This is a genomic window from Micromonospora sp. KC213 (assembly GCF_004348325.1).
Lineage (GTDB): Bacteria > Actinomycetota > Actinomycetes > Mycobacteriales > Micromonosporaceae > Micromonospora.
The window spans coordinates 1-23,460 of sequence record NZ_SMKF01000064.1 but is presented as its reverse complement, the minus strand read 5'-3'; the positions used below and the strand labels follow the sequence as shown (position 1 = coordinate 23,460).

The following is a 23,460-nucleotide window of genomic DNA, read 5'->3' as shown; positions in this document are numbered from 1 at the left end:
GCCCTCCCTCGTGCCCTCGACGGCCGCCGGCCGGGCCGGCCGCCTCACCCGACCGTGGCGCCGGCGGCGGCCGCCGCGCGCGCCGCGGCCCGGACCAGTGTCGGACCCCGGTAGATGAAGCCGGTGTAGAGCTGCACCAGGCTTGCACCGGCGTCGAACATCCGGGCCGCGTCGTCCGGATCGAGAATGCCGCCCACCCCGATCACCGGCAGCCGCCCACCGGTCTCGCGGTGCACGAAGGCGACCACCTCCCGGGCGCGCCCGGTGAGCGGCCGGCCGGAGAGCCCGCCGGTCTCGGCGCCGCGGTCCCGGTCGGCCGGGGCGAGGCCGTCGCGGGACAGGGTGGTGTTGGTGGCGATGACCCCGGCCGCGCCCCGGGCCAGGCAAACCTCCAGCAGCTCGGCGATGGCCGGTTCGGTGAGGTCCGGGGCGATCTTCACCAGCACCGGCTTCTCCCCCACCAGAGCGGCCAGCAGCGCGTCCAGGTGCGCCTTGTCCTGCAGGCTGCGCAGGCCGGGGGTGTTCGGCGAGGAGACGTTGACGGCGAAGTAGTCGCCGTGCGCGCGCAGCGCCCGGTACGAGGTGAGGTAGTCCTCGACCGCCTCGTCCAGCGGGGTCACCTTGGACTTGCCCAGCGAGATGCCCAGGGGCACCCCGAGCGGGCGGGGCAGCGCCGCCAGACGGCCCGCCAGGGCCTGCGCGCCGGCGTTGTTGAACCCCATCCGGTTGATCACCGCCGCGCTGTCGCGCAGCCGGAACAGCCGGGGCCGGGGGTTGCCCGGCTGGCCGTGCGCGGTGACCGTGCCGACCTCGACGAAGCCGAACCCGAGGGCCGGCCAGGCCGGCAGCGCCACACCGTTCTTGTCCATCCCGGCGGCCAGCCCGACCGGGTTCGGAAACTCCACCCCGAACACGGTCCGCGGCGCCCGCACCAGGTAGCGGGCACGCAGCGCGGCCAGCGCGGCCGGCCGCCGGGACAGCCCGGCCAGCCGCCGCAGGGTCCACTCGTGCGCCGTCTCGGCGTCGCCGCCGCCGATCCGGAACAGCAGCGGCCGGAGGGTCTGCTCGAACATCACTCGCCGGCTCGCAGGGCGGCGTGCAGCTCCTGCAACGGGCGGACCTGCATGTCGCCGCGGATCCGCGCCTCGATCCCCATCACCGCCGCCGCGGCACCGGGAACCGTGGTGATGCAGGGGATGTCCGTGGTCACCGCCGCGCTGCGGATCTCGTACCCGTCGGAGCGGGCGCTCGCGCCGGAACCCTGCGGGGTGTTCACCACCAGCGCCACGTCCCCGCCGAGAATCATCGACACCGCGTCGTCGCCCTCGCCGGACTCGTAGTGCTTGCGGATCTGCTCGCAGGCGATGCCGTGCCGGCGCAGCACCTCCGCCGTGCCCGTGGTGGCCACGATCTCGAAGCCCAGATCCGCCAGGCGCTTGATCGGGAAGATCATCCCGCGCTTGTCCCGGTTCGCCACCGAGACGAAGACCCGGCCAGCGGTGGGCAGCGAGCCGTACGCGGCGGCCTGCGACTTGGCGAAGGCGTGCCCGAAACCGGTGTCGATGCCCATCACCTCACCGGTGGACTTCATCTCCGGGCCGAGCAGCGAGTCCACGCCCTTGCCCGACGGGGTGCGGAACCGCTTGAACGGCAGCACCGCCTCCTTCACCGCGATCGGGGCGTCGACCGGCATCACGCCGCCGTCCCCGGCGGGCGGAAGCATCCCCTCGGCCCGCAGTTCGGCGATGGTGGCGCCGAGCGCGATCCGGGCCGCCGCCTTGGCCAGCGGCACCGCCGTGGCCTTGGAGACGAACGGAACGGTACGGGAGGCACGCGGGTTGGCCTCCAGCACGTACAGCACGTCGTCCTTGAGGGCGTACTGGACGTTGAGCAGGCCCCGTACCCCGACCCCACGGGCGATCGCCTCGGTGTAGCGGCGCACCTGCGTCAGGTGCGAGCCGGCCAGGGTGATCGGCGGCAGCACACAGGAGGAGTCGCCGGAGTGGATGCCGGCCTCCTCGATGTGCTCCATCACACCGCCCAGGTAGACCTCGCCGTCGGCGTCGCAGAGCGCGTCCACGTCGATCTCGATGGCGTCGTCGAGGAACCGGTCGACCAGCACCGGGTGGTCCGGGGAGATGTCGGTGGCCCGGCCGATGTAGTCGCGCAGCGTGGCGTCGTCGTAGACGATCTCCATGCCCCGCCCGCCGAGCACGTACGACGGCCGCACCAGCACCGGGTACCCGATCTCGTCGGCGATCGCCTTCGCCTCGTCGTACGAGGTGGCCGTGCCGTGCGCCGGGGCGCGCAGCCCGGCCCGGGCCAGCACCGCGCCGAACGCGCCCCGCTCCTCGGCCAGGTGGATCGACTCCGGAGAGGTGCCGACCACCGGCACGCCGGCGTCCTTGAGCCGCTGCGCCAGGCCCAACGGGGTCTGCCCGCCGAGCTGGACGATCACCCCGACCACGCCGGGCCCGCCGGCCGCCTTCCCGGAGGAGTCCTCGGCGTGCCAGACCTCCAGCACGTCCTCGAAGGTGAGCGGCTCGAAGTAGAGCCGGTCGGCCGTGTCGTAGTCGGTGGAGACCGTCTCCGGGTTGCAGTTGACCATCACGGTCTCGAAGCCGGTGCCGGCGGCGCCGGCCGCCACCACGCCACCGGTGGGCGCGGCGCGCAGCGCCTGAACCGCGTGCACGCACGAGTAGTCGAACTCGATGCCCTGGCCGATCCGGTTCGGCCCGGACCCCAGGATGATCACCTTCGGCCGCGCCGAGGGCGCCACCTCGGTCTCCGAGTCGTAGGTCGAGTAGTGGTACGGGGTGGTCGCCTCGAACTCGGCGGCGCAGGTGTCCACCGTCTTGTAGACCGGGCGCACGCCCAGCCGGTGCCGCAGGGTGCGTACCCCGTCCTCGGCGGCCAGCTCCGGGCGGAGCGCGGCAAGCTGCCGGTCGGACAGGCCGGCCCGCTTGGCCCGGCGCAGCAGGTCCGCGTCGAGCACCGGCGCGGCCACGATCTCCGCGCGCAGCTCGACCAGCCCGGCGATCTGGTCCAGGAACCACGGATCCATCCCGGACGCCTCGGCCACCTCGACGACGGAGGCGCCCAGGCGCAGCGCCCGCTCGACGGTGTAGAGCCGGCCGTCGTGCGGCGTCCGCAGCGCGTCGAGAGTGTTCGCCCTGGTGGCCCCCGCCGGGTCCGCAGTGGTCCAGAAACCCGATGACTTGGTTTCCATCGACCGCATCGCCTTGTTGAGCGCCTCGGTGAAGTTGCGACCGAGGCTCATCGCCTCGCCGACCGACTTCATCGTGGTGGTCAGTTCCGGGTCCGCGCCGGGGAACTTCTCGAACGCGAACCGGGGAATCTTCACCACCACGTAGTCCAGCGTCGGCTCGAACGCCGCCGGGGTCTTGCGGGTGATGTCGTTCGGGATCTCGTCCAGGGTGTAGCCGATGGCCAGCTTCGCGGCGATCTTGGCGATCGGGAAGCCGGTGGCCTTCGAGGCCAGCGCCGAGGAACGGGACACCCGGGGGTTCATCTCGATCACGACGATCCGGCCGTCGACCGGGTTGACCGCGAACTGGATGTTGCAGCCACCGGTGTCCACCCCGACCTCGCGCAGCACCGCGATACCGAGATCCCGCAGCCGCTGGTACTCCCGGTCGGTCAACGTCATGGCCGGGGCCACGGTGACGCTGTCGCCGGTGTGCACGCCCATCGGGTCGACGTTCTCGATCGAGCAGACCACCACCACGTTGTCGTGGCGGTCGCGCATCAGTTCGAGTTCGTACTCCTTCCAGCCGAGCACGCTCTCCTCGATGAGCACCTCGTGCACCGGGCTGGCCGCCAGGCCGGCGCCGGCGATGCGCTGCAGGTCCTCGTCGGTGTGCGCCATGCCGGAACCGAGGCCACCCATGGTGAACGACGGCCGGATGACCACCGGCAACCCCAACTCGGCCACGGTCGCCTCGACCTCGGCCATCGAGTGGCAGACCCGGGAGCGGGGCACCAGCGCGGCGGGATCCTCGACGCCGAGGCGGGCACCCGCCTTGGCGACGATGTCCTTGAACAGCTGCCGATCCTCGCCGCGGTGGATCGCCTCGATGTTCGCGCCGATCAACTCCACGCCGTACTTGTCGAGCACACCCGCCTCGTGCAGGGCGACCGCCGTGTTCAGCGCGGTCTGCCCGCCCAGGGTGGGCAACAGGGCGTCGGGGCGTTCCCGGGCGATGACCAGCTCGACGAACTCGGGGGTGATCGGCTCGACGTAGGTCGCGTCGGCGAACTCCGGGTCGGTCATGATGGTGGCCGGGTTGGAGTTGACCAGGCTGACCCGGATCCCCTCACTGCGCAGCACCCGGCATGCCTGGGTGCCGGAGTAGTCGAACTCGCATGCTTGACCGATGACGATCGGCCCGGAGCCGATCACCAGGATGTGGTTGAGGTCGGTGCGCTTAGGCATTCTTTCCGCCTTCGATGAGCTCGGCGAAGCGGTCGAAGAGGTAGTCCGCGTCGTGCGGGCCGGCCGCCGCCTCCGGGTGGTACTGGACGGTGAAGGCGGGCACGTCCTTGGCCCGCAGCCCCTCGACCACGTTGTCATTGAGGCAGACGTGCGAGACCTGGACGCCGCCGAACTCGGTCTCGATCACCTGATCGGGCACCACGGTCCCGGCCTGCGCGCCCGGCACCTGCACCGCGAAGCCGTGATTGTGGCTGGTCACCTCGACCTTGCCGGTGGCCCGGTCGAGCACCGGCTGGTTGATGCCCCGGTGGCCGTAGCCGAGCTTGTAGGTGCCGAAACCGAGCGCCCGACCGAGGATCTGGCTGCCGAAGCAGATGCCGAACAGCGGGATCCGCCGGCCCAGCACCTGCCGGGCCAACGCGACCGGGCCGTCGGCGGTGGCCGGGTCGCCCGGGCCGGGCGAGAAGAAGACCGCGTCGGCACCGGTGGCGAGCAGGTCGTCGAGGGTGGAACCGGCCGGCAGCACGTGGGTGGTGACCCCGCGCGCGGCGAGCCGGCGCGGCACGTTGCGTTTGATACCCAGGTCCAGGGCGGCGACGGTGAACCGGTGCGTGCCCTGCGCCGGCACCACGTACGGCTCGGCGGTGGTCACCTCGGCGGACAGGTCCGCACCGACCATCTGCGGCGACTGGCGGACCCGGGCCAACAGGGCGCGCGGGTCGTCGTCGACGCTGGAGATGCCGACCCGCATCGCGCCCCGCTCGCGCAGGTGGCGGGTGAGCGCCCGGGTGTCCACGCCGCTGATGCCGACCACGCCCTCGGCGGCGAGGCGGTCCTCCAGCCCGCCGGTGGCCCGCCAGTTGGAGCCGATCCGGGCCGGATCACGCACCACGTACCCGGCGACCCAGATCCGGGACGACTCGTCGTCCTCGGTGTTGACGCCGGTGTTGCCGATGTGCGGCGCGGTCTGCACCACCACCTGGCGGTGGTACGACGGGTCGGTCAGGGTCTCCTGGTAGCCGGTCATGCCGGTGTTGAAGACCGCCTCGCCGAAGGTCTCACCGACGCTGCCGTACGCCTCGCCGTGGAACGTGCGCCCGTCCTCCAGGACGAGAATGGCGCTTCTACGCTTGACACTCACTTGACAGCCTTTCCGTCCAGGACCGTCGGCTCGCCGCGCAGGAAGGTCGCCACGATGCGACCGGGCAGCGTCATGCGGGCGTACGGGGTGTTGCGACTACGGCTGGCCAGCTCCGCCGGCTCGACGACCCGACGGGCGGCCGGGTCGACCAGGGTGAGGTTGGCCGGTACGCCGGGCGCCGGGTCGACGCCGTGCCCGTCGAGCCCGGCGATCCGGGCCGGGACGCGGGACATCCGCTCGGCGATCAGATCCCACTCGGGGCCGAGCACGTCGAGGGCGATGGACAGCGCGGTCTCCAGGCCGAGCATTCCCGGCCGGGCGTACGCCCACTCGCACTCCTTGTCCTCCACCGCGTGCGGGGCGTGGTCGGTGGCGACCACGTCGATGACACCCTCGACCAACGCGGCGCGCAGGGCGGCGATGTCGCTGGCGGTACGCAGCGGCGGGTTGACCTTGTACACCGGGTCGTAGGTCTCGGCCTTGACGTCGGTGAGCAGCAGGTGGTGCGGGGTGACCTCGGCGGTGACCCGGACCCCGCGCGCCTTGGCCTGGCGCAGCACCTCGACGCTGCCGGCGGTGGACACGTGGCAGACGTGCAGCCGGCTGCCGACGTGCTCGGCGAGCAGCACGTCCCGGGCGATGATCGCCTCCTCGGCGACCGCCGGCCAGCCGATCAGGCCGAGCCGGGTGGAGACCTCACCCTCGTGCATCTGCGCGCCCTCGGTGAGCCGGGGCTCCTCGGCGTGCTGGGCGATGATCCCGTCGAAGGCCTTGACGTACTCCAGCGCCCGGCGCATCAGCTTCGGGTCGGCCACGCAGTGCCCGTCGTCGGAGAAGATCCGCACCTGCGCGGCGGAGTCGGCCATCGCGCCCAGCTCGGCCAGCCGCTCGCCGGCCAGGCCGACGGTGACCGCCCCGATCGGCTGCACGTCCACCAGTCCGGCCTCGCGGCCGAGCCGCCAGACCTGCTCGACCACCCCGGCGGTATCGGCGACCGGGGAGGTGTTCGCCATCGCGCAGACGGCGGTGTAACCGCCGAGCGCCGCCGCCCGGGAACCGGACTCGACGGTCTCGGCGTCCTCCCGGCCCGGCTCGCGCAGGTGGGTGTGCAGGTCGACCAGGCCGGGCAGGGCGACCAGCCCGGTCGCGTCGAGCACGGTGGCGTCCGGCGCGGTGAGGCCGGCGCCGGCGTCCGCGACGACGCCGTCGCGGATCAGCAGGTCGGTCGGCGCGGCGCCGACGACGCTCACGCCCTTGATCAGGTACGGGGTCACAGGTTGTTCCCTCCGAGCAGCAGGTAGAGGACGGCCATCCGCACGGAGACCCCGTTGGCGACCTGTTCGACGATGGTGGAACGGGGCGAGTCGGCGACCTCGGGCGTGATCTCCATGCCCCGGTTCATCGGGCCGGGGTGCATGACGATCGCGTGGTCCGGCAGCCGGCGCATCCGCGGGCCGTCCAGCCCGTAGCGGCGGGCGTACTCCCGGGCGGAGGGAAAGTACGAGTCGTTCATCCGTTCCCGCTGCACCCGCAGCATCATCACCACGTCCACGTTCGGCAGCACCGCGTCGAGGTCGTACGAGACCAGGGTGCCGGGGGCGAGCGCGGCGGCGATGTCGACCGGGATGAGGGTCGGCGGGCCGACCAGGGTGACCTTGGCGCCGAGGGTGGACAGCAGCAGCACGTTGGAGCGGGCCACCCGGGAGTGCAGCACGTCCCCGACGATCGCGACGTGCAGGCCGGCGAGGCGACCCAGCCGAGACCGCATCGTGTACGCGTCGAGCAGCGCCTGGGTCGGATGCTCGTGGGTGCCGTCGCCGGCGTTGACCACCGACCCGTCCACCCAGTGCGCCAGCCGGTGCGGGGCACCGGAGGCGGGGTGCCGGACGACCACCGCGTCGGCGCCCATCGCCTGCAGGGTGAGTGCCGTGTCCTTCAGGCTCTCCCCCTTGGCCACGCTGGAGCCCTTGGCGGAGAAGTTGATGACGTCGGCGCTGAGCCGCTTGGCCGCCGCCTCGAAGGAGATCCGGGTGCGAGTGGAGTCCTCGTAGAAGAGGTTCACCACGGTCCGGCCGCGCAGGGCCGGCAGCTTCTTGACCTCGCGGCCGGCGACGGTGGCCATCTCGGCGGCGGTGTCGAGGATCTGGGTGGCGGTGGCCAGGTCCGGGTCGGCCCCGGAGAGCAGGTGCCGAATCACAGGACCGGCCTTTCGTTCGCGACTGCGGGGCTCCGCTCCGCTGCACTCCTCGCGCTCACCGGAGCCAACCTTTCGTTCGCGACTGCGGGGCTCCGCTCCGCTGCACTCCTCGCGCTCACCGGTTGGCACCCCCGTAGAGCTTGACCTCGTCGACGCCGTCGGTCTCGACGAGGGTGACCTTCACGCTCTCGACGAGTGACGTCGGGATGTTCTTGCCGACGTAGTCGGCGCGGATCGGCAGCTGGCGGTGGCCCCGGTCGACCAGGACGGCGAGTTGCACGGAGGCGGGGCGGCCGACATCGCCCAGCGCGTCGAGCGCGGCCCGGACGGTACGGCCGGAGAAGAGCACGTCGTCGACGAGGACGACCCGCTTGCCGTCGATGCCGCCCGGCGGCAGCTGGGTGGGGCCGACCGCGCGCGTGGCGTGCCGGCGCAGGTCGTCGCGGTAGAGGGTGATGTCGAGCACGCCGACCGGAACGTCGATGTCCTCGAAGGTGCTGATCCGGGCGGCGAGCCGCCGGGCGAGCGGGGTGCCCCGGGTGGGGATGCCGAGCAGGACGGTGTCGGCGGCGCCCTGGGTCTTCTCCAGGATCTGGTGGGCGATCCGGTCGACGACGCGTTGCACCTCGGCGCTGGTGAGGATCACCTTCACCGAGGGTTGTGGAAGTGGTGACGGTTGGGCAGCCGGTGGGCAGGCCACGGCGGACCTCCTTCCCCGCCTCACGGGACGGGTCGTTAAAGGACGTCTGGCGCCTCCGCCCGGCTCGGTGAGCTGGGCCGAGGTCTCACGCCACGTTACCAGCGGTCACGCAGGGGGCCACCGGGCACCCACTGACCCCCGGATCAGGACGACCAAATGCGGATAACTTTCCCCGCGCCCGCCAACGGGAAGGACACCACCACTTGACCACGTGTCGCAATCCCCGTACCGTCACGCTCCGTAGCGATAGCTGGGAGAACCCCCGTAGCAGCACTGGGAGTGTCCGAATGCCCTCTGAATACGCCAAGTCGCTGGGCGCCCGCCTGCGCTCCATCCGTCAACAGCAGGGTCTGTCCCTGCAGGGGGTGGAGGAGAAGTCGAACGGGCGGTGGAAGGCCGTGGTGGTCGGCTCGTACGAGCGCGGCGACCGCGCCGTCACCGTCTCCCGCCTGGCCGAGCTGGCTGACTTCTACCGCGTTCCCGTCTCGGAGTTGCTGCCCGACGGCAGCGGGGTGCGCCACGAACCCACCAGTAAGATCGTCCTGGACCTGGAGCGGCTCTACGACGAGGCCTCCGAGGACCTGGCCTACGTCGCCCGGTACGCCCGCGCCATCCAGCAGCAGCGCGGCGACTACAACGGCCGGGTGCTCTCCATCCGCGCCGACGACCTGCGGGCCCTCGCCATCGTCTACGACGCCTCGCCGTCGGGCCTGATCGAGCGGCTCACCGAGCACGGTGTGCTGGTCGCCGACCCGCGGGCGTTCTTCGCGTCCTGAGCTGTCGTGCCGTGAAAGGGCCCGTGCCGTCCGGCACGGGCCCTTTCCGTCGTCGCCACCGCGAGCAGCCGGTACGCCGGTCGGCGCAGACCCTCGGTCAGCGGGTCGCGTACTCGGCGATCCGGCCCAGCACGCCGTTGAGGAAGCGCGGCGAGTCGTCGGTCGACATCTGCCGGGCCAGCTCGACCGCCTCGCTGATGGCCACCGCGTCGTCGATCTCGTCGACGTAGAGCAGCTCGTAGACGGCGATCCGGGCCAGGTTGCGGTCGACCACCGGCATCCGGTCCAGCGTCCAGCCCTCGGCGTAGCTGGCGATAATCTCGTCGATCCGGTCGAGGTGCGCGGCCACCCCCTCGACCAGGCCGACCGCGTAGTCCAGGTGCTCCGGCCGGGGCTTCTCGATCCGCTCGACGTACCCGGCGAGCACCTCGACGGGAGGGCGGTTCCGCAGGTCGGCCTCGAAGAGCACGTCCAACGCCCGCTTACGCGCCTTGCGGCGCGCCGGCATCTGCTGTTTCGGACCCTCGGCCATCAGGCTCGGCCGAGGTAGCGGCCGTCGCGGGTGTCGACCTTGATCTTCTCGCCGGTGGTGATGAAGAGCGGCACCTGGACGCTGGCGCCGGTCTCGACGGTGGCCGGCTTGTTGCCGCCGGTCGACCGGTCACCCTGCAGGCCCGGCTCGGTGTAGGTGACCTCCAGCACGACGGAGGTGGGCAGCTCGACGTAGAGCGGCACGCCCTCGTGGGTGGCCACGGTCGCCTCCGCCTCGGGAAGCAGGTAGTTCGCGGCGTCGCCGACCGTGCTGTCGGGGACGGTGATCTGGTCGAACGTCTCCAGGTCCATGAAGACGTAGTCCTCGCCGTCGGCGTAGAGGTACTGCATGGTGCGCTTGTCGACGGTCGCGGTCTCGACCTTGGTGCCCGCGTTGAAGGTCTTGTCGACCACCTTGCCGGACAGCACGTTCTTCAGGGTGGTACGCACGAAGGCGCCCCCCTTACCGGGCTTGACGTGCTGGAACTCGACGACGGACCAGAGCTCCCCGTCGAGGTTGAGTACCAGGCCGTTCTTCAGGTCGTTGGTGGTGGCCATTTCCTGCCTTGATCATCAATTGGCGGACAGACCTGGAAAGTCTACTAGCTGCGCCACACCGGCGACGGTGCCGTCACCCGCTGCGCGGACGTCCGGGTCGCTGGGACGGAGCACACCCCCGCCCCATCGTCCTCGGCCATACGCCCGCCGCGACCGCCAGCCATGGGCCGGACCCTTTGCTCTGCTGCCACCCACGCGACGGTCACGCTGCGTTTCGAGCGGCACCCCGACCGCTCGCGCAGCCTTCAGCGTTACAGCAGTTCACACCGGTGTTGGGGAGGTGGCAGCAGAGCAGAGCGCGGACCCCAGGAGCGGCCGGGTCACCAGCCACGTCACGGTGAGTAAGAACACTGGCGGTAACGTTCGTCACCGGTGGACGCGGTGGGCCGCCAGCGGGTCAGGACTGCGGGACGGAGCGGTCGGCCAGATGGCGCAGGGCGAGCCGGTAGCCGTCCACCCCGAGACCACAGATCACCCCGGTCGCCACCGCGGAGACCACCGAGTGGTGCCGGAACTCCTCCCGGGCATGGATATTGGAAATGTGCACCTCGACCAGAGGGCCGCGCACCATGGCGCAGGCGTCCCGCACCGCGATGGAGTAGTGCGACCAGGCCGCCGGGTTGAGCACCACCGCCGCACCCTCGTCGGCGGCCTCGTGCAGCCAGCCGACCAGCTCGTGCTCGGCGTCGGTCTGCCGGACCGTGACGTCCAGCCCCAGCTCCCGACCGGTTTCCACGCAGAGATCCACCAGATCGGCGTAGCTGGTCACGCCGTACACGTTCACCTGTCGGGTACCCAACCTGCCCAGGTTGGGGCCGTTGAGCACGTACACCCTCATGCGGAGATCTCCCGGTACGCGGCGTGCAGCAGCTCGTCGTCCGGTCCCTCCAGGATCGCCGGCCGGGCCAAGCCGTCGAGCACCACGAACCGCAGGGTGGAGCCCCGGGTCTTCTTGTCGACCCGCATCGCGGCCAGCAGCGCCGGCCAGGCGTCCGCCGCATAGCCGGTGGGCAGGCCCAGCGCGGCCAGGACGGTGCGGTGCCGCTCGGCGGTCGCCGCGTCCAACCGTCCGGCCAGCCGGGCCAGCGTGCCGGCGTAGACGGTGCCCACCGACACGGCGTGCCCGTGCCGCCAGCGGTAGTCCTCCACCTTCTCGATCGCGTGCGCCAGGGTGTGCCCGTAGTTGAGCACCTCCCGCACCCCCGACTCGCGCAGGTCACCGGAGACCACGTCGGCCTTGACCCGGATCGCCCGCTCGATCAGCTCGCGGACCACCGGCCCGGCCGGGTCGGTGGCGGCCGACGGGTCGCCCTCGACCAGGTCGAGGATCACCGGATCGGCGATGAAGCCACACTTGACCACCTCGGCCAACCCGGCGGCCAGGTCGGCCGCGGGGAGGCTGTCCAGGGTGGCCAGGTCGGCCAGCACCCCGGCCGGCGGATGGAAGGCACCGACCAGGTTCTTGCCGGCGGCCGTGTTCACCCCGGTCTTGCCGCCCACGGCGGCGTCGACCATGCCCAGAAGAGAGGTCGCCACCGGCACCCAGCGCACCCCGCGCAGCCAGCAGGCCGCGACGAAGCCGGCCAGGTCCGTCACCGCGCCGCCGCCCACACCGACCACCGCGTCGGTACGGGTGAAGCCGGCCGCGCCCAGCCGCTCCCAGCAGTCGGCGGCCACCTCGATCCGCTTGCCCGCCTCGGCGTCGGGCACCTCGACCAGCAGCGGGCTCACGCCGGCCGCCCCGAGCCGCTCGGCCAGCCCGTCGGCCAGTTCCTTCAGCGGCGGCGCGTGCAGCACCGCCACCCGGCTCGCGCCGGGTAGCAGACCGGGCAGCTCGCCCAGCAGGTCACGTCCGACCAGTACGTCGTACGGCCGCTCGCCGCCGACCGGAATCCGGGTCACCTCGTCCATCGCCGCGAGCCTAGTGCAGAACCCGGCGCCGGCCGGGCAGCCGTCCATCTGGTGGCGCCCGCGATGACGGCGATCGTGACGGCGGTGACGGCGGGGACGTTTCACCGGTGAGCACCGGGGCAGGGCGGAACGGGACCGGACCACACGACGGGGAGGACCCCCATGACCAGCACCAGGATCAACGCCACCGACATCCGGCTGCCCGCGATCATCCTCGGCGTCGGCCTCGGCGGGTTCGTCGACGGCATCGTCCTGCACCAGGTGCTCCAGTGGCACCACATGCTCAGCAGCACCGGCGACGACACCATCGGAGTGCCGGCGTACCCGGTGGACACCGTGCCCGGTCTGCAGATGAACACGCTCTGGGACGGGCTGTTCCACGTGGTGACCTGGGTCGCGGTGCTCACCGGGCTGGCCCTGCTCTACGCCCGGGTCACCCGCTCCCGGGGCCGGCTCTGGCGCTCCCCGACGCTGTGGGGATGGGCCCTGGTCGGATGGGGTCTGTTCAATCTCGTCGAGGGGATCGTCAACCACCACCTGCTCGGCATCCACCACGTCCGCGGCGGACCGCACCAGACCGCCTGGGACCTCGGCTTCCTACTGCTCGGCGTCGCCCTGGTGGCGGTGGGCTGGGCGGTGCAGCGGCGGGCCAGCACCGTCGACCTCTGCGCACCCGACCGGCGATGAACGGGCACCACGGGGCCACCGTCTGGCCGCTGCTGCTCGTACCGCTGGTGGTTTTCTGGGTGTACCTGGCCGCCGCGCTGCGCGAACGCGACGCCGGACGCGGCGGCTGGAGCCACTGGCGGACGGCGAGTTTCGGCGCGGGCACCGCGCTGCTCGCGGTGGCGGTGCTGGTGCCCGGCCACGATCTGGTCGGGCACATGTGGCGGCACCTGCTGGTCGGCATGCTGGCACCGCTCGGGCTGGTGCTCGGCGCACCCGGGACCCTCGCCCTGCGGGTGCTGGACCGGCGACGCGGCCGGGCGCTCGTCCGGGCGCTGCGCCACCCGGTCGCACGGGTGGTGGCCCACCCGGTGACCGGGCTGCTGCTCACCGCCGGCGGGCTGTACGCGCTGCACCTGACCCCGCTGTACCGGGCCAGCCTGGACCACCCGCCGCTGCACACGCTGGTGCTGGCCCACTTCCTGGCCAGCGGATACCTGTTCACCTGGGCGATCGCCGGTCCCGACCCGGGCCCGCACCGGCCGGCGGTGCCGCTCCGGCTGGTCGTGCTGGGCGTCTCGGTGGCCGCGCACGCCGCGCTGGCCCACCTGATGTACGCCGGGCTGGTCGACACCGCGGCCACGGTGGCGCAGACCCGCACGGCTGCGACCCTGATGTACTACGTCGGCGACCTCGCCGAACTCCTGCTCGCGCTGGCGGTGCTGGTGACCTGGCGGCCCGCACGGGTTCACCCCGGGGTGCGGTCCGCCCAGCTCACCAGCCGGCCGGCGTGAGCGCGTACGGCGTCGCGCAGCGCGGCCGGCCGCCGCACGGTGAACGGCCAGCCGAGCCCGGCGAGCAGCTGGGCCATCCCGTCCAGCCGGTCGACCCGGGTCCGCAGCAGCACCCCACCGTCGGTCTCGGTCAACGAGGCCACGCCGGGCGGGATCCGACGCCGGGCGGCCGGCAGGTCGGTCTCCAGCAGCACCTCGACGGCGTGCGCGTAGGGCACGCCGGCCAGGGAACGGGTCACCTGGGCCACCGGGTCGAAGCCGTCGGGCACGGTGAACGTCGCCGCCTCGGTGGTGACCGTGCCGATCCGGTCCAGCCGAAAGATGCGCACCTCGTCACGGAGGTGGTCGTGGCCGGTGACGTACCAGCGGCCGGCGTGGAAGACCAGCCCGTACGGGTCGAGTTCCCGGCGGGAGGCCCCGCCGGACCAGGAGCGGTGGTCCAGGGTGACGCGGCGGCGCTGCCGGACGGCCGTGCCGAGGGCAAGCAGCGTGCCGGTGGCCGGTCGGGCGGTCGGGTCGGGGTCGCGCAGGGTGAAACCGAGGTGTTCCCGTACGGCCGCGAGCCGGTCGGCGAGCGCGGCCGGCAGCACCCGGCGGATCTTGGCCAGCGCGGTGGCGGTGGCGGACTCCTCGGTGCCCAGGCCCAGCCGGTCGGCCGCGACCAGGCCGAGCAGCACCGCGACGGCCTCGTCGTCGGTGAGCATCAGCGGAGGCAGCTTGTAGCCGGGGCGCAGCCGGTAGCCGCCGTACCGGCCGCGTTCGGCGGCGACCGGAATGCCCAGGTCGGCCAGGGTGGCGGCGTACCGGCGCACGGTGCGTTCATCGACGCGCAGGTGGGTGGCGAGTTCGGTGCCGGTGAGCCGGTGGTGGCTCTGGAGCAGCTCCAGCATGGCGAGCACTCGACCTGCGGGATGTGACACCGGCCACTCTCCAATACCGGGCGGAAACCGTCCGGAATGCAGTCTACGGTGATCCCGAATCCGAGACGAGGGAGATCGAGATGGCGACGTTCGTGCTGGTTCCGGGGTTCTGGCTGGGTGCCTGGGCATGGCGGGAGGCGACCGGTGAGCTGCGCCGACGCGGCCACGAGGTGTACCCGCTGACGCTGACCGGGGTCGCCGAGCGGGCACACCTGGCCGGCCCGGAGGTCAGCCTGGAGACGCACACCCGTGACATCACCGCGCTGGTCGAGACGGAGGAACTGCACGACGTGATCCTGGTCGGGCACTCCGGCGGCGGGATGCCGGTGACCCAGGCGGCCGACCGCCTCCCCGACCGGCTCGCCCGGGTGGTCTACGTCGACAGCGGACCGCTGCCCGACGGCGTGGCCCAGTTCGACACCAACCCGCCCGAGGAGCAGAAGAGGCTGCGGCGGCTGATCGGCGACGGACACCTGCTGCCGCCGCCGGCCTGGAACCCGGCCGACGCCCCGGAGAACCTGGCCGGCCTGGACGAGTCCGCGCTGGCGCTGCTGCGCCGCCGGTCCACCCCGCAGCCGCTGCGCGCCGCCACCGACGCGGTGCGACGCACGGGCGGGCGACAGGTGCCGACCGCGCTGGTGGCGTGCACCCTCCCGGTGGAGATGGCCCGGACGATGATCGCCGAGGGGCATCCGTTCTTCGCCGGGCTCGCCGGCGCCGAGCTGCACGGGCTGCCCACCGGTCACTGGCCGATGCTGAGCGAGCCCAAGGCGCTCGCCGACGTGCTGGACACCATCGCCGCCGGCTGACCGGGCAGGGCTCGGCTCCGTCTCCCGAACCGGCCAGGCCCCGGTCAGGGCTTGAGCAGGCCGGCGATCTCGGCGGCGATCTCCTCCGGGGTACGCCCGTCGGTGACCACGGTCGCGGTCGCCACCTGCGCGTAGAGCGGGCGGCGCTGGTCCATCAGGTGCTTGAGGGTGGCCCGGGGGTTCACCGCGAGCAGCGGCCGACCCGCGCCGAGCCCGACCCGCCGCACCGCGTCGGACAACTCCACCGACAGGTGCACGACCGTGTGCCCGACCAGCGCGGCGCGGTTCTCCTCGGCGAGGATCGCGCCGCCACCCAGGGCGAGCACCCCGTCGTGCGAGGCCAGCGCCGCCGCCACCGCCGCCCGTTCGAGGGTACGGAAGTGCGCCTCCCCCTCGTCGATGAAGATCTCCGGGATCGGCTTGCCGGCCATCGCCTCGATGTCGGCGTCGGTGTCCCGGAAGGTCACCGTGAGCCGGGCCGCCAACTCCTCGCCCACGGTGGTCTTGCCGGAGCCGGGAGCCCCGACCAACACACAGACCGGCTTCGCACTCACCGGGCCACGCTCCGCCGTCCGGTGCTCACCGGATCACCAGGGCGTCGAGGTAGCCGGCCAGGTTGCGGCGGATCTCGGCCACCGAGTCACCACCGAACTTCTCGGTGGCCGCCTCGGCGAGCACCAGCGCCACCATCGCCTCGGCGACCACCGCCGCGGCGGGCACCGCACACACGTCGGAACGCTGGTTGATCGCGGTGGCCGGCTCGCCGGTGGTCACGTCCACCGTCGCCAGGGCCCGGTTCAGCGAGGAGATCGGCTTCATCGCCGCCTTCACCCGCAGCGGCTCGCCGGTGGTGATGCCGCCCTCCAGGCCACCGGCCCGGTCGGTGACCCGGCGGACCCCGGTCGCGCTCGGGATGATCTCGTCGTGCGCCGCGGAACCGCGAGAGCGGGCCTGCTGCCAGCCGTCACCGATCTCCACACCCTTGATCGCCTGGATGGACATCAGCGCGGTGGCCAGCCGGGCATCGAGCTTGCGGTCCCACTGCACGTGGCTGCCCAGACCCGGCGGCACCCCGTACGCCAGCACCTCGACCACGCCGCCGAGGGTGTCGGCGTCCTTCTTCGCGGCGTCGACCTCGGCGACCATCCGGGCGCTGGCCTCCGGGTCGAGGCAGCGTAGCGGGTCGGCGTCGATCCGGGCGGCGTCCTCCGGGGTGGGCCGCAGGCCCGGCTTGGCGGCGACCGAGCCCAGCTCCACCACGTGCGACACGATCTCGATGCCGAGAGCCTGCTTCACCAGCGCCTTCGCCACCGTGCCGACGGCCACCCGGGCGGCGGTCTCCCGCGCGCTGGCCCGCTCCAGGATCGGCCGGGCGTCGGTGTGGCCGTACTTCTGCATGCCGGCGAGGTCGGCGTGGCCCGGCCGGGGCCGGGTCAGCGGCGCGTTGCGGGCCTGCCGGGCCAATTCCTCGGGGTCGACCGGGTCGGCGGCCATCACGGTCTGCCACTTCGGCCACTCCGAGTTGCCGACCCGGATCGCCACCGGGCTGCCCAGCGTGACGCCGTGCCGCAGGCCACCGATGATCTCGATCTCGTCCTGCTCGAACGCCATCCGCGCGCCCCGGCCGTAGCCGAGCCGGCGACGGGCCAGCTCGCCGGCGATGTCGGCGGAGGTCACCGCCACCCCGGCGGGCACCCCCTCCAGCAACGCGACGAGGGCGGGACCATGCGATTCACCTGCAGTCAGCCAGCGCAACACGACGGTCAGTCTGTCACGCCGGTCGCGCGGCCCGGCGTGCCGCCTGCCGTGTCCCGCCCAGCGGACGATGCCAGACGTCAGTGGCCGGACGTTGATGCGCGGGCAGTCCGAGATACTCAGGCAGTCCGGACCGCGATGAGCGATTTGGTGAGGCCGAGCATCCGCTCCGCCCGAATCATCGAGTCCGGAAACAGGTAGCGCATCTCGGCGCGGCCGATCAGCTCGGTGGTGAGCACCTGCTTCATGGCGGCGTCCCAGGACTTGCCGGGCGTGTACGCCAACGGCCACTTCCGGGCCACCGCCACCCGGGCCGGCACCGGCAGGAATTGCATGCCGGGCGCCACCCAGTGCGGCTCGACCGGAAAATACCGGTACGGGGTCTGCACCCAGTGCCGGGGCGCCAGTTCGCGGATCGCCTCAGCCATCCGCCGCCGACGTTCGTGCCCGCCCACGTGCTCCAACACACTGTTGCTGAACACCAGGTCGTAGCGGCGGGACAGGATCGACGGGGGCAACTCGCACGCGTCGGCGTGATCGGCCTCCATCCCGTCGGGCAGTTCCGCCGGCAGCGGTTCCAGGTTCACCACGTGCACGTGCTTCGGCCGTACCGGCACCTTGGTCCAGCTGTTCACCCGGCCACCCAGGTCAAGCACGGACATCTCGGCCAGCTCCGGGAAGGTCTCCGACAGCCACAGCGCCCGCTTCGCCCGGCGCTTCGCGCCGTACGAGTCCGGGGCGTCGACCAGTCGAAATCGCACCGCGTGCAGCGGCCCCCGGCTCCGGTGCGCGGGAGCGCTCTCGTCGTTCGTTCCGCTTCCGCTCGCCACGGTCAGCTCCCCCAGTCGAAGGTCATGCCCAGCCGGGTGGCGAGGGCGTCGTTGTACGGGGCGTAGTAGCGGGTCAGCTCGCCCCGTACGGCCGGATCCATGGCGCTGCTGCGCCGGTCGTTGAACACCTCATACCGGTCGAGCTGGTACGGAGGCAGGCCGAGGAAGTCCAGCACCCGGCCGTAGGTGGCGGCCGGCTCCCGGTACAGCGTCTCGCTCGGCAGGATCAGCAACTGTTCCCGGTCGAAGCGGTCCAACCAGGGTTCCAGGTGCTCCAGATAGCGGCCCCGAGCACGGTAGCTGTACCAGTCGTAAGCGTTACTCACGTACGTCGGGTCCGCGACCAACCTCTCCCGCTCCCCCGCCGTGCGTTCCTCCTCGGCGTCAAGCGCGGCGGCGAAGCCCAACGGCTCGACGCCCTCGGTACGCCGTTCCTTCCAGTGCGAGTACGCCCGCTCCACCGGATCGCGCAACAGCACGATCAGCTTCACCGACGGGATCAGCCCGGCCACCCGCTGCGGGGCGAGCGGGTGGAACATGTAGAGCGGTGCTGCCTCGCCCACCCGGGTCGGCCCACCGTGCCGGTGTTCCAGTGCCTGCCGCTGCCGCACGGTCGGGAAGTGCGACCGGTACCAGGCCTCGCCCCGGGTGTAGGTGTCCTCGAAGTAGTGCGACGTCTTAGTGTTCCAGGCCGGGAAGAGCCGGGGCACCAGCGGGTGCGCCAGCAGGTAGCGCCAGAGCGAGGTGGTGCCGCCGCGCTTGGTGCCGATGATGAGAAAGTCTGGCAGCGGACGCCGGTGGCTGGTGTGTTCTCCGTACCGGACCAGGGAGTGCCGCACCCCGGTCACCACCGGTGTCGGCACCAGCGCTTTGACCCGGTCCCGCAGCGTCGTCATCGCGTCCTCCTCGTCATAGCGGCCCCCGACCCAACAGTGCGGGCGCCGCCGCGCGTGCCTGTCGGCGTATCCATGGGTGCAGCAGGGGTACGGCGGCGAGCAGCGCCATCGCCCCGAGGGTCAAGGCCAGCCCGATCACGCCGCGGCCGGCGACCGCCACCACCGCCCCGGCCAGCACGGCGGTGCCGGTGCCGGCAATCCCGGCGGTGACCAGCACCGTTCGGGTGACCAGCGCCGCACCCACCACCCGGCGGGCGGCGAGGGTGGCGAGCAGGTTCTCCGCCACGATCCCGGCGGTCCACGCCACGGCCGCGCCCAGCGCACCGTACGCGGGGATCAGCGCCACGGCGAGGCCGACGTTGAGCAGCAGGCCGGTGGCGGCGGCCAGCAGGTGTTGCCCGCTGCTCCCGCTCATCAGCAGCAGCGTCTGCACGATCCCGGTACCGGAGTTGACCATCATCGCCCCGGCGAGTATCACCATCGCGGTGGCACCGGTGGTGAACTCCGCGCCGAACAACCGCAGGAAGCCCGGCGCGAAGAACGCCAGCAGCAGGTAGCCCGGCCAGGAGAGTGCAATGATCACCGAGGTGGTCCGCCGGTAGACGGCCACCGCCTCGGCGGTGCGGCCCTGGCCGAGCAACCGGGACAGCTGCGGCGCGACGGCCACCCGCAGACCCTGCATGATTAGCAGGCCGGCCAGGGCGTACCGACCCACGGCGCCGATCAGACCGGCCTCGCTCTGATCGGCGAGCGCGGCCGTGAGCAAAACCGTCAACCACATGCTGCTGGCGTCGATGGTGGCGGAGGCGGCCCGGGGCAGGGCGAAGCCCCACAACCTCCGCCAGTCCTCGCGGATCGGGCGCAGCCGTGCTCCGGCGGTCAGGCCGAGCGGACGCAGCAGCAGCGCCACGCCGGCCAGCACGGCCAGCGCCACCGGAGTCAGCCAGCCAGCGAAGGCGACGGCCGCTCCCGCGCCGGCGGCAAGCGCGGCCAGCACCAGGGCCGGGCGGGCCGCCGGGACGAGCACGTACTGCACGGCCACCAGTGCGGCGACCGGGCGAACCGCCCGTACGGCAGCGAGCAGCACGGTCATCGCGACCACGACGGGCAGACTGCCGAAGGCGAGCCGGAGCAGATTGTCGCCGTCGGCCGTCCCGGCGTCGAAGAACACCAGTGCGAGCATCCCGGCGCAGGCAATGCCGGTGGCCGCCACGACGAGGGCGAGCAGCAGCGTCGGGGCCAGAGCCACCGTCAGCAGCCGGGCCGCGTCCCCGTCCGGACCGGGGGTACGCCGGGGCAGCATCCAGACCAGCGCGGTGTCCGCGCCGGCACAGCAGAGCACCCCCATGATGGCCACCACACCGATCGCGGTGAACATCGCGCCCGAGCCGGCCGGCCCCAGCCCGTGGACGATCACCACGGTGAGCAGGAAGCCGAGCAGGCCGTTGACGGCGGCCCCGGCGAGCCCGACCAGGCCGTTGCGGGTACTGCGCCGTACCTCGCGGTCACCGCTCGCCGAGCCTGCAGTGGGGACGGCCGTGGTCGGCGTACCCCCGGCGGTCATGTCGCCCCTGCCCCGGGTGAGGCCCCGCTGCCGGGCTGTGACGCGGGTGCCGGCCCGGACGGACCGGGGGTGTCCTCGGCGGGCCGGGACGGCGACGGGATGGCGGGGGTCGGATCGGGCGCGGGCATCGGATCGGGCGCGGGGGCCTGCTCGGGCGCGCCGGTCACCCGGCGGACCGCGCGGACCGCGGTGCGCAGCGGGACGGCGGCGATCCCGGTCGCCCGCCTCGGCCCCGCCGGCACGGCGGCGCGGCCGATGCTGCGGGTACGCCACGGGGTCAGCGGCACCGGCCGGGCCATGCTGGACGGGCCGACCGAAGCCCGGTTGACCGGCCCGGCGACGGCGGCCAGCCCGGCGCCGACGGCGAAGAAGATGATCGACAGGTTCGGGTCGATGTACGCGTAGACGGGGATCACCACCAGCGCGATCACCGGCACGGTGCTCAACCAGTGCCCGGCCGGCGAGACCGCCGCGGCCAGTCGCCGGGCGACCAGCACCAGCCAGCCGAGGAAGAGCACCAGCGCCGGGATGCCGTGGCTGTAGAGGATCTGCCAGATCAGGCCCTGGGTGCCCAGCGGTTCGGCGGCCAGGGTGGTGTCCACGCTCTTCGGCGCGCCGTAGCCGAGCAGTGGTGACTGCTGCACCGCCTGCCAGGTGCGCACGTACAGGTCCAGCCGGTCGATGTTGGTGTCGGTGGTGCTCACCCGGGCGTTGATCATCTCTTGGACGGGCACCACCAGGCTGACGATCCAGACCAGCAGCACCAGCCCGGCGATCGACACGATCAGCCGGGCGTTGCCCCGGACCAGGGCGCGCAGCGCCAGGTAGAGCAGGCCGGCGCCGAGACCGACGAACATGCCCCGGTTGAGGGTCAGGAACGCCGGCACCACCGACAGCGGCAGCGACACCCACAGCACCGTCCGGAACCGGCCGGTACGCACCGAGGTCAGGTACGCCAGCACACACGGCACCAGCAGCGCGTACGCCGTTCCCCAGTTGTTCGTGTAGGGGTAGGGCGCGGCGGTGCGGTAGATCGGCGTGCGGGACCACGGGTTGAACTCGTTGAGCCGGACGTGGGTCAACGCCTGGAGGTAGCGTTCGTCGGCGACGCTGGCCGGTAGCGCCATCTCCACCGGCGTGGTCAACGCGAAGTCGGTGGCGAACACGGCCAGCCAGCCCAGCCCGACGAGACCCAGCCAGTACCAGCCGAGTGGGCGCAGCACCCGCTCCCACGGTGCACCCTCCCGGAGCAGGGTGTACACGTAGACGCAGACCACCAGGGCGGTCACCAGGAAGCCGTAGCGCAGCCCGAAGGTGAGGTACGCGGTGACCCGGTCCAGTCGGGTGGCGCTGAGCAGCACCAGGACGAGGAAGACCAGCCACCAGGCGGCGCCGGCGGGCAGCGCCACCCGCCCCCGGGCCACCAGCAGGGCGAGCAGGACGGCACCGAGCATCGCCCAGCCCAGATAGAACGCGCCCAACGCCCACCAGAGCGGGACCAGGGCGAACATGACGGTCAGCGGCCAGACGGGCAGCGGCGGCGCGCCGGCCGTCGGCGGGGCGACCCGGCGGGTGCCCGGCGTGGTGCTCCCCGGCGACGGCGGCGCGGCGGTCCCGGGCCCTCGGTCAGACACCCCGCCCCGTCCGCTGGGCCAGCCGCAGCACCTGCTCCCCGGAGAGCAGCCCGAGCACCACGGGCACGGTCACCAGCACCCGCTTCTCCCGAGGGTTGAGCCGCAGCACCCGGCCCAGCTCGCGGATCGCCTCCCGGCGGCGTCGCCCGGAGGCCAGCGCGAAGGCGATCTGCCCGTGCAGCCGGGCCAGCCCGGTACGGCTGGCGGCCAACTCGGGGTGCTTGTCGAGCAGATAGCGGGTGGCCTCCACGATCATCGCCCAGCGGCCGAAGAAGAACGAGCCGCCGTGCCAGTCCACCACCACCAGCACCTCCGGCACGATCACCACCGGACCGTGCGCGGCGATCCGCAGCAGCCACTCGTAGTCCTCGCCGTAGCCGCCGGGCAGCTCCTCGTCGACGGGGCCGACGGCGTCCCAGGTGGAACGGCGGATCAGCAGGGTGCTGGAGTGCACCTCCATGACCCGGTCCGCGACGAAGTCGGCCAGGGTCACCTCGGCGGCGGCGAGGCGGCGCTCCTTGGCGATGCCGGGGCCCTCGAGCCGGATGCCGCAGCTGGCCGCGGCGGCGTCGGGCCGCTCGGCAAGCAGTCGCACCTGGCGGCGCAGTTTGGCCGGCAGCCAGAAGTCGTCGTCGTCGCAGAAGGCGATCAGCTCGTGACTGGCCACCTCGACGCCGGTGTTCCGGCCGCCGGGCAGGCCCCGGGAATGGTGGTTGGTGACGTAGCGCAGGGTGCGGTTGGCCGGTACCGGCAGGTCGAGCGGGCGGATGTCGGTGTGGTCGTAGACCACCACGCATTCCACCGGGCCGGGATGGTCCTGGTCGAGCACCGCCCGGACGGCGCGCTCCAACAGCCCGGGTCGGTCCCGGGTGGCCACCACCACGGTCACCGGCGGGTACGCCGACGCCGCACCGGCCGCTGGCCGGTCAGTCACGTCCCGCTCCCGTCACCACGAAGCCGAACGGCTCCACGCCCACCGCCCGCAGTCGATCCACCAGCTCGGTCAACTGCTGGGTACGGGTGATGTCGCGGGCGGTGACCAGCACCGCCCGGCCCTCCCGGGCGGCCCGCACGCCGCGCTCGTCGTGCAGCGCCGGCGGCGCGTCGAGCAGGGTGAGACCCGGCGAGGTCGGGCTGTCCAGGCTCACCACGTGCACCTTGCCGGGGCCGATGCGCAGCTCCACCCCCTCGGTCGCGCCGCCGGGAGCCGGGGCGGACCGGGGGATCTGCTGGGTCTCCTCGCTCGTGGTGGAGCGGTACACCCCGTTCGTCTCCGGGGTGCTGGGGAACGGGCGGGGCTTGCGGACCGCCGGGATCACCAT

Annotated in this window: 22 protein-coding genes and 1 pseudogene; 4 read left to right on the top strand and 19 right to left on the bottom strand. The window is 72.6% G+C overall.

Annotated features, from left to right (window positions below; translation table 11 throughout):
- Positions 1–44 precede the first annotated feature (44 nt).
- From E1166_RS15225 to pyrR, 6 genes are all read right to left on the bottom strand, one after another.
- On the bottom strand, positions 45–1,076 hold the full coding sequence (locus E1166_RS15225; protein WP_132339486.1) for a quinone-dependent dihydroorotate dehydrogenase: 1,032 nt from the start codon (positions 1,074–1,076) through the stop codon (positions 45–47).
- Complete coding sequence (gene carB, locus E1166_RS15220) at positions 1,073–4,456, bottom strand: carbamoyl-phosphate synthase large subunit (protein ID WP_132339484.1); 3,384 nt, start codon at positions 4,454–4,456, stop codon at positions 1,073–1,075. The genes E1166_RS15225 and carB overlap by 4 nt, the downstream gene beginning before the upstream one ends.
- Positions 4,449–5,597, bottom strand: a complete 1,149-nt coding sequence (gene carA, locus E1166_RS15215) for a glutamine-hydrolyzing carbamoyl-phosphate synthase small subunit (protein WP_132339482.1) — start codon at positions 5,595–5,597, stop codon at positions 4,449–4,451. The genes carB and carA overlap by 8 nt, the downstream gene beginning before the upstream one ends.
- Positions 5,594–6,871, bottom strand: a complete 1,278-nt coding sequence (locus E1166_RS15210; protein ID WP_132339480.1) for a dihydroorotase — start codon at positions 6,869–6,871, stop codon at positions 5,594–5,596. The genes carA and E1166_RS15210 overlap by 4 nt, the downstream gene beginning before the upstream one ends.
- Entirely contained in the window at positions 6,868–7,794 is a 927-nt protein-coding gene (locus E1166_RS15205; RefSeq protein ID WP_132264491.1) for an aspartate carbamoyltransferase catalytic subunit, read from the bottom strand. The genes E1166_RS15210 and E1166_RS15205 overlap by 4 nt, the downstream gene beginning before the upstream one ends.
- A gap of 115 nt (positions 7,795–7,909) precedes the next feature.
- Positions 7,910–8,494: a bifunctional pyr operon transcriptional regulator/uracil phosphoribosyltransferase PyrR gene (pyrR, locus tag E1166_RS15200; RefSeq protein ID WP_132264489.1), complete on the bottom strand. Its 585-nt coding sequence runs from the start codon at positions 8,492–8,494 to the stop codon at positions 7,910–7,912.
- Positions 8,495–8,781: 287 nt separating this feature from the next.
- On the opposite strand from pyrR, the gene E1166_RS15195 reads away from it, so the two are divergent.
- Positions 8,782–9,270, top strand: coding sequence for a helix-turn-helix domain-containing protein (locus E1166_RS15195; protein WP_013285505.1), 489 nt, complete (start codon positions 8,782–8,784; stop codon positions 9,268–9,270).
- A gap of 97 nt (positions 9,271–9,367) precedes the next feature.
- On the opposite strand, the gene nusB is transcribed toward E1166_RS15195, so the two are convergent.
- The 4 genes from nusB to aroB form a co-directional block, all read right to left on the bottom strand.
- Positions 9,368–9,778 (bottom strand): transcription antitermination factor NusB, encoded by a 411-nt coding sequence (gene nusB / locus E1166_RS15190; RefSeq protein ID WP_207914248.1) that lies wholly within the window; start codon positions 9,776–9,778, stop codon positions 9,368–9,370.
- A gap of 23 nt (positions 9,779–9,801) precedes the next feature.
- A complete protein-coding gene (gene efp / locus E1166_RS15185; protein ID WP_132339476.1) occupies positions 9,802–10,359 on the bottom strand; it encodes an elongation factor P in 558 nt (185 codons plus the stop codon).
- Positions 10,360–10,756: 397 nt separating this feature from the next.
- Positions 10,757–11,197, bottom strand: a complete 441-nt coding sequence (gene aroQ / locus E1166_RS15180; protein ID WP_132339474.1) for a type II 3-dehydroquinate dehydratase — start codon at positions 11,195–11,197, stop codon at positions 10,757–10,759.
- Positions 11,194–12,270, bottom strand: coding sequence for a 3-dehydroquinate synthase (aroB, locus tag E1166_RS15175; RefSeq protein ID WP_132264480.1), 1,077 nt, complete (start codon positions 12,268–12,270; stop codon positions 11,194–11,196). The genes aroQ and aroB overlap by 4 nt, the downstream gene beginning before the upstream one ends.
- Before the next feature lie 162 nt (positions 12,271–12,432).
- Between aroB and E1166_RS15170 the strand changes: the two genes are divergently transcribed.
- Positions 12,433–12,957: a DUF2243 domain-containing protein gene (locus E1166_RS15170; protein WP_132339472.1), complete on the top strand. Its 525-nt coding sequence runs from the start codon at positions 12,433–12,435 to the stop codon at positions 12,955–12,957.
- Positions 12,954–13,730, top strand: coding sequence for a cytochrome c oxidase assembly protein (locus E1166_RS15165; RefSeq protein WP_132339470.1), 777 nt, complete (start codon positions 12,954–12,956; stop codon positions 13,728–13,730). Before E1166_RS15170 ends, E1166_RS15165 begins: the two co-directional genes overlap by 4 nt.
- Here E1166_RS15165 and E1166_RS15160 read toward each other — a convergent pair.
- Positions 13,685–14,650: a YafY family protein gene (locus tag E1166_RS15160; protein WP_132339468.1), complete on the bottom strand. Its 966-nt coding sequence runs from the start codon at positions 14,648–14,650 to the stop codon at positions 13,685–13,687. The genes E1166_RS15165 and E1166_RS15160 overlap by 46 nt on opposite strands.
- An 80-nt stretch (positions 14,651–14,730) precedes the next feature.
- Between E1166_RS15160 and E1166_RS15155 the strand changes: the two genes are divergently transcribed.
- Entirely contained in the window at positions 14,731–15,459 is a 729-nt protein-coding gene (locus E1166_RS15155) for an alpha/beta hydrolase (RefSeq protein ID WP_132339466.1), read from the top strand.
- A gap of 44 nt (positions 15,460–15,503) precedes the next feature.
- Here the strand turns inward: E1166_RS15155 and E1166_RS15150 are convergent, their stop codons facing one another.
- The 8 genes and pseudogenes from E1166_RS15150 to E1166_RS30955 form a co-directional block, all read right to left on the bottom strand.
- On the bottom strand, positions 15,504–16,013 hold the full coding sequence (locus E1166_RS15150) for a shikimate kinase (protein WP_132264472.1): 510 nt from the start codon (positions 16,011–16,013) through the stop codon (positions 15,504–15,506).
- 25 nt (positions 16,014–16,038) lie between these two features.
- On the bottom strand, positions 16,039–17,217 hold the full coding sequence (aroC, locus tag E1166_RS15145; protein WP_132339464.1) for a chorismate synthase: 1,179 nt from the start codon (positions 17,215–17,217) through the stop codon (positions 16,039–16,041).
- Positions 17,218–17,333: 116 nt separating this feature from the next.
- Complete coding sequence (locus E1166_RS15140) at positions 17,334–17,876, bottom strand: class I SAM-dependent methyltransferase (protein WP_347813026.1); 543 nt, start codon at positions 17,874–17,876, stop codon at positions 17,334–17,336.
- A gap of 170 nt (positions 17,877–18,046) precedes the next feature.
- Complete coding sequence (locus E1166_RS15135; RefSeq protein WP_132339462.1) at positions 18,047–18,940, bottom strand: sulfotransferase domain-containing protein; 894 nt, start codon at positions 18,938–18,940, stop codon at positions 18,047–18,049.
- Positions 18,941–18,953: 13 nt separating this feature from the next.
- Positions 18,954–20,504 (bottom strand): polysaccharide biosynthesis C-terminal domain-containing protein, encoded by a 1,551-nt coding sequence (locus E1166_RS15130; RefSeq protein ID WP_132339460.1) that lies wholly within the window; start codon positions 20,502–20,504, stop codon positions 18,954–18,956.
- Positions 20,501–22,138, bottom strand: coding sequence for an O-antigen ligase family protein (locus tag E1166_RS32530; protein ID WP_279433223.1), 1,638 nt, complete (start codon positions 22,136–22,138; stop codon positions 20,501–20,503). The genes E1166_RS15130 and E1166_RS32530 overlap by 4 nt, the downstream gene beginning before the upstream one ends.
- Positions 22,131–23,072 carry a glycosyltransferase family A protein gene (locus tag E1166_RS32525; RefSeq protein ID WP_132339458.1) on the bottom strand — a complete coding sequence of 314 codons (942 nt, stop codon included), beginning with the start codon at positions 23,070–23,072 and terminating at the stop codon, positions 22,131–22,133. Before E1166_RS32525 ends, E1166_RS32530 begins: the two co-directional genes overlap by 8 nt.
- Positions 23,065–23,460: pseudogene (locus E1166_RS30955) on the bottom strand (hypothetical protein); the annotation flags it as partial. The pseudogene E1166_RS30955 and the gene E1166_RS32525, both read right to left, overlap by 8 nt.

What these genes read in the sequence shown, in the direction of transcription:
- E1166_RS15155 (WP_132339466.1), top strand. Translation starts at nt 14,731, where the DNA reads ATGGCGACGTTCGTGCTGGTTCCGGGGTTCTGGCTGGGTGCCTGGGCA.
- E1166_RS15140 (WP_347813026.1), bottom strand. Translation starts at nt 17,876, where the DNA reads ATGTCCGTGCTTGACCTGGGTGGCCGGGTGAACAGCTGGACCAAGGTG.
- E1166_RS15130 (WP_132339460.1), bottom strand. Translation starts at nt 20,504, where the DNA reads ATGACCGCCGGGGGTACGCCGACCACGGCCGTCCCCACTGCAGGCTCG.
- E1166_RS15170 (WP_132339472.1), top strand. Translation starts at nt 12,433, where the DNA reads ATGACCAGCACCAGGATCAACGCCACCGACATCCGGCTGCCCGCGATC.
- carB (WP_132339484.1), bottom strand. Translation starts at nt 4,456, where the DNA reads ATGCCTAAGCGCACCGACCTCAACCACATCCTGGTGATCGGCTCCGGG.
- aroQ (WP_132339474.1), bottom strand. Translation starts at nt 11,197, where the DNA reads ATGAGGGTGTACGTGCTCAACGGCCCCAACCTGGGCAGGTTGGGTACC.
- E1166_RS15165 (WP_132339470.1), top strand. Translation starts at nt 12,954, where the DNA reads ATGAACGGGCACCACGGGGCCACCGTCTGGCCGCTGCTGCTCGTACCG.
- E1166_RS15195 (WP_013285505.1), top strand. Translation starts at nt 8,782, where the DNA reads ATGCCCTCTGAATACGCCAAGTCGCTGGGCGCCCGCCTGCGCTCCATC.
- aroB (WP_132264480.1), bottom strand. Translation starts at nt 12,270, where the DNA reads ATGGACGAGGTGACCCGGATTCCGGTCGGCGGCGAGCGGCCGTACGAC.
- efp (WP_132339476.1), bottom strand. Translation starts at nt 10,359, where the DNA reads ATGGCCACCACCAACGACCTGAAGAACGGCCTGGTACTCAACCTCGAC.
- E1166_RS15135 (WP_132339462.1), bottom strand. Translation starts at nt 18,940, where the DNA reads ATGACGACGCTGCGGGACCGGGTCAAAGCGCTGGTGCCGACACCGGTG.
- nusB (WP_207914248.1), bottom strand. Translation starts at nt 9,778, where the DNA reads ATGCCGGCGCGCCGCAAGGCGCGTAAGCGGGCGTTGGACGTGCTCTTC.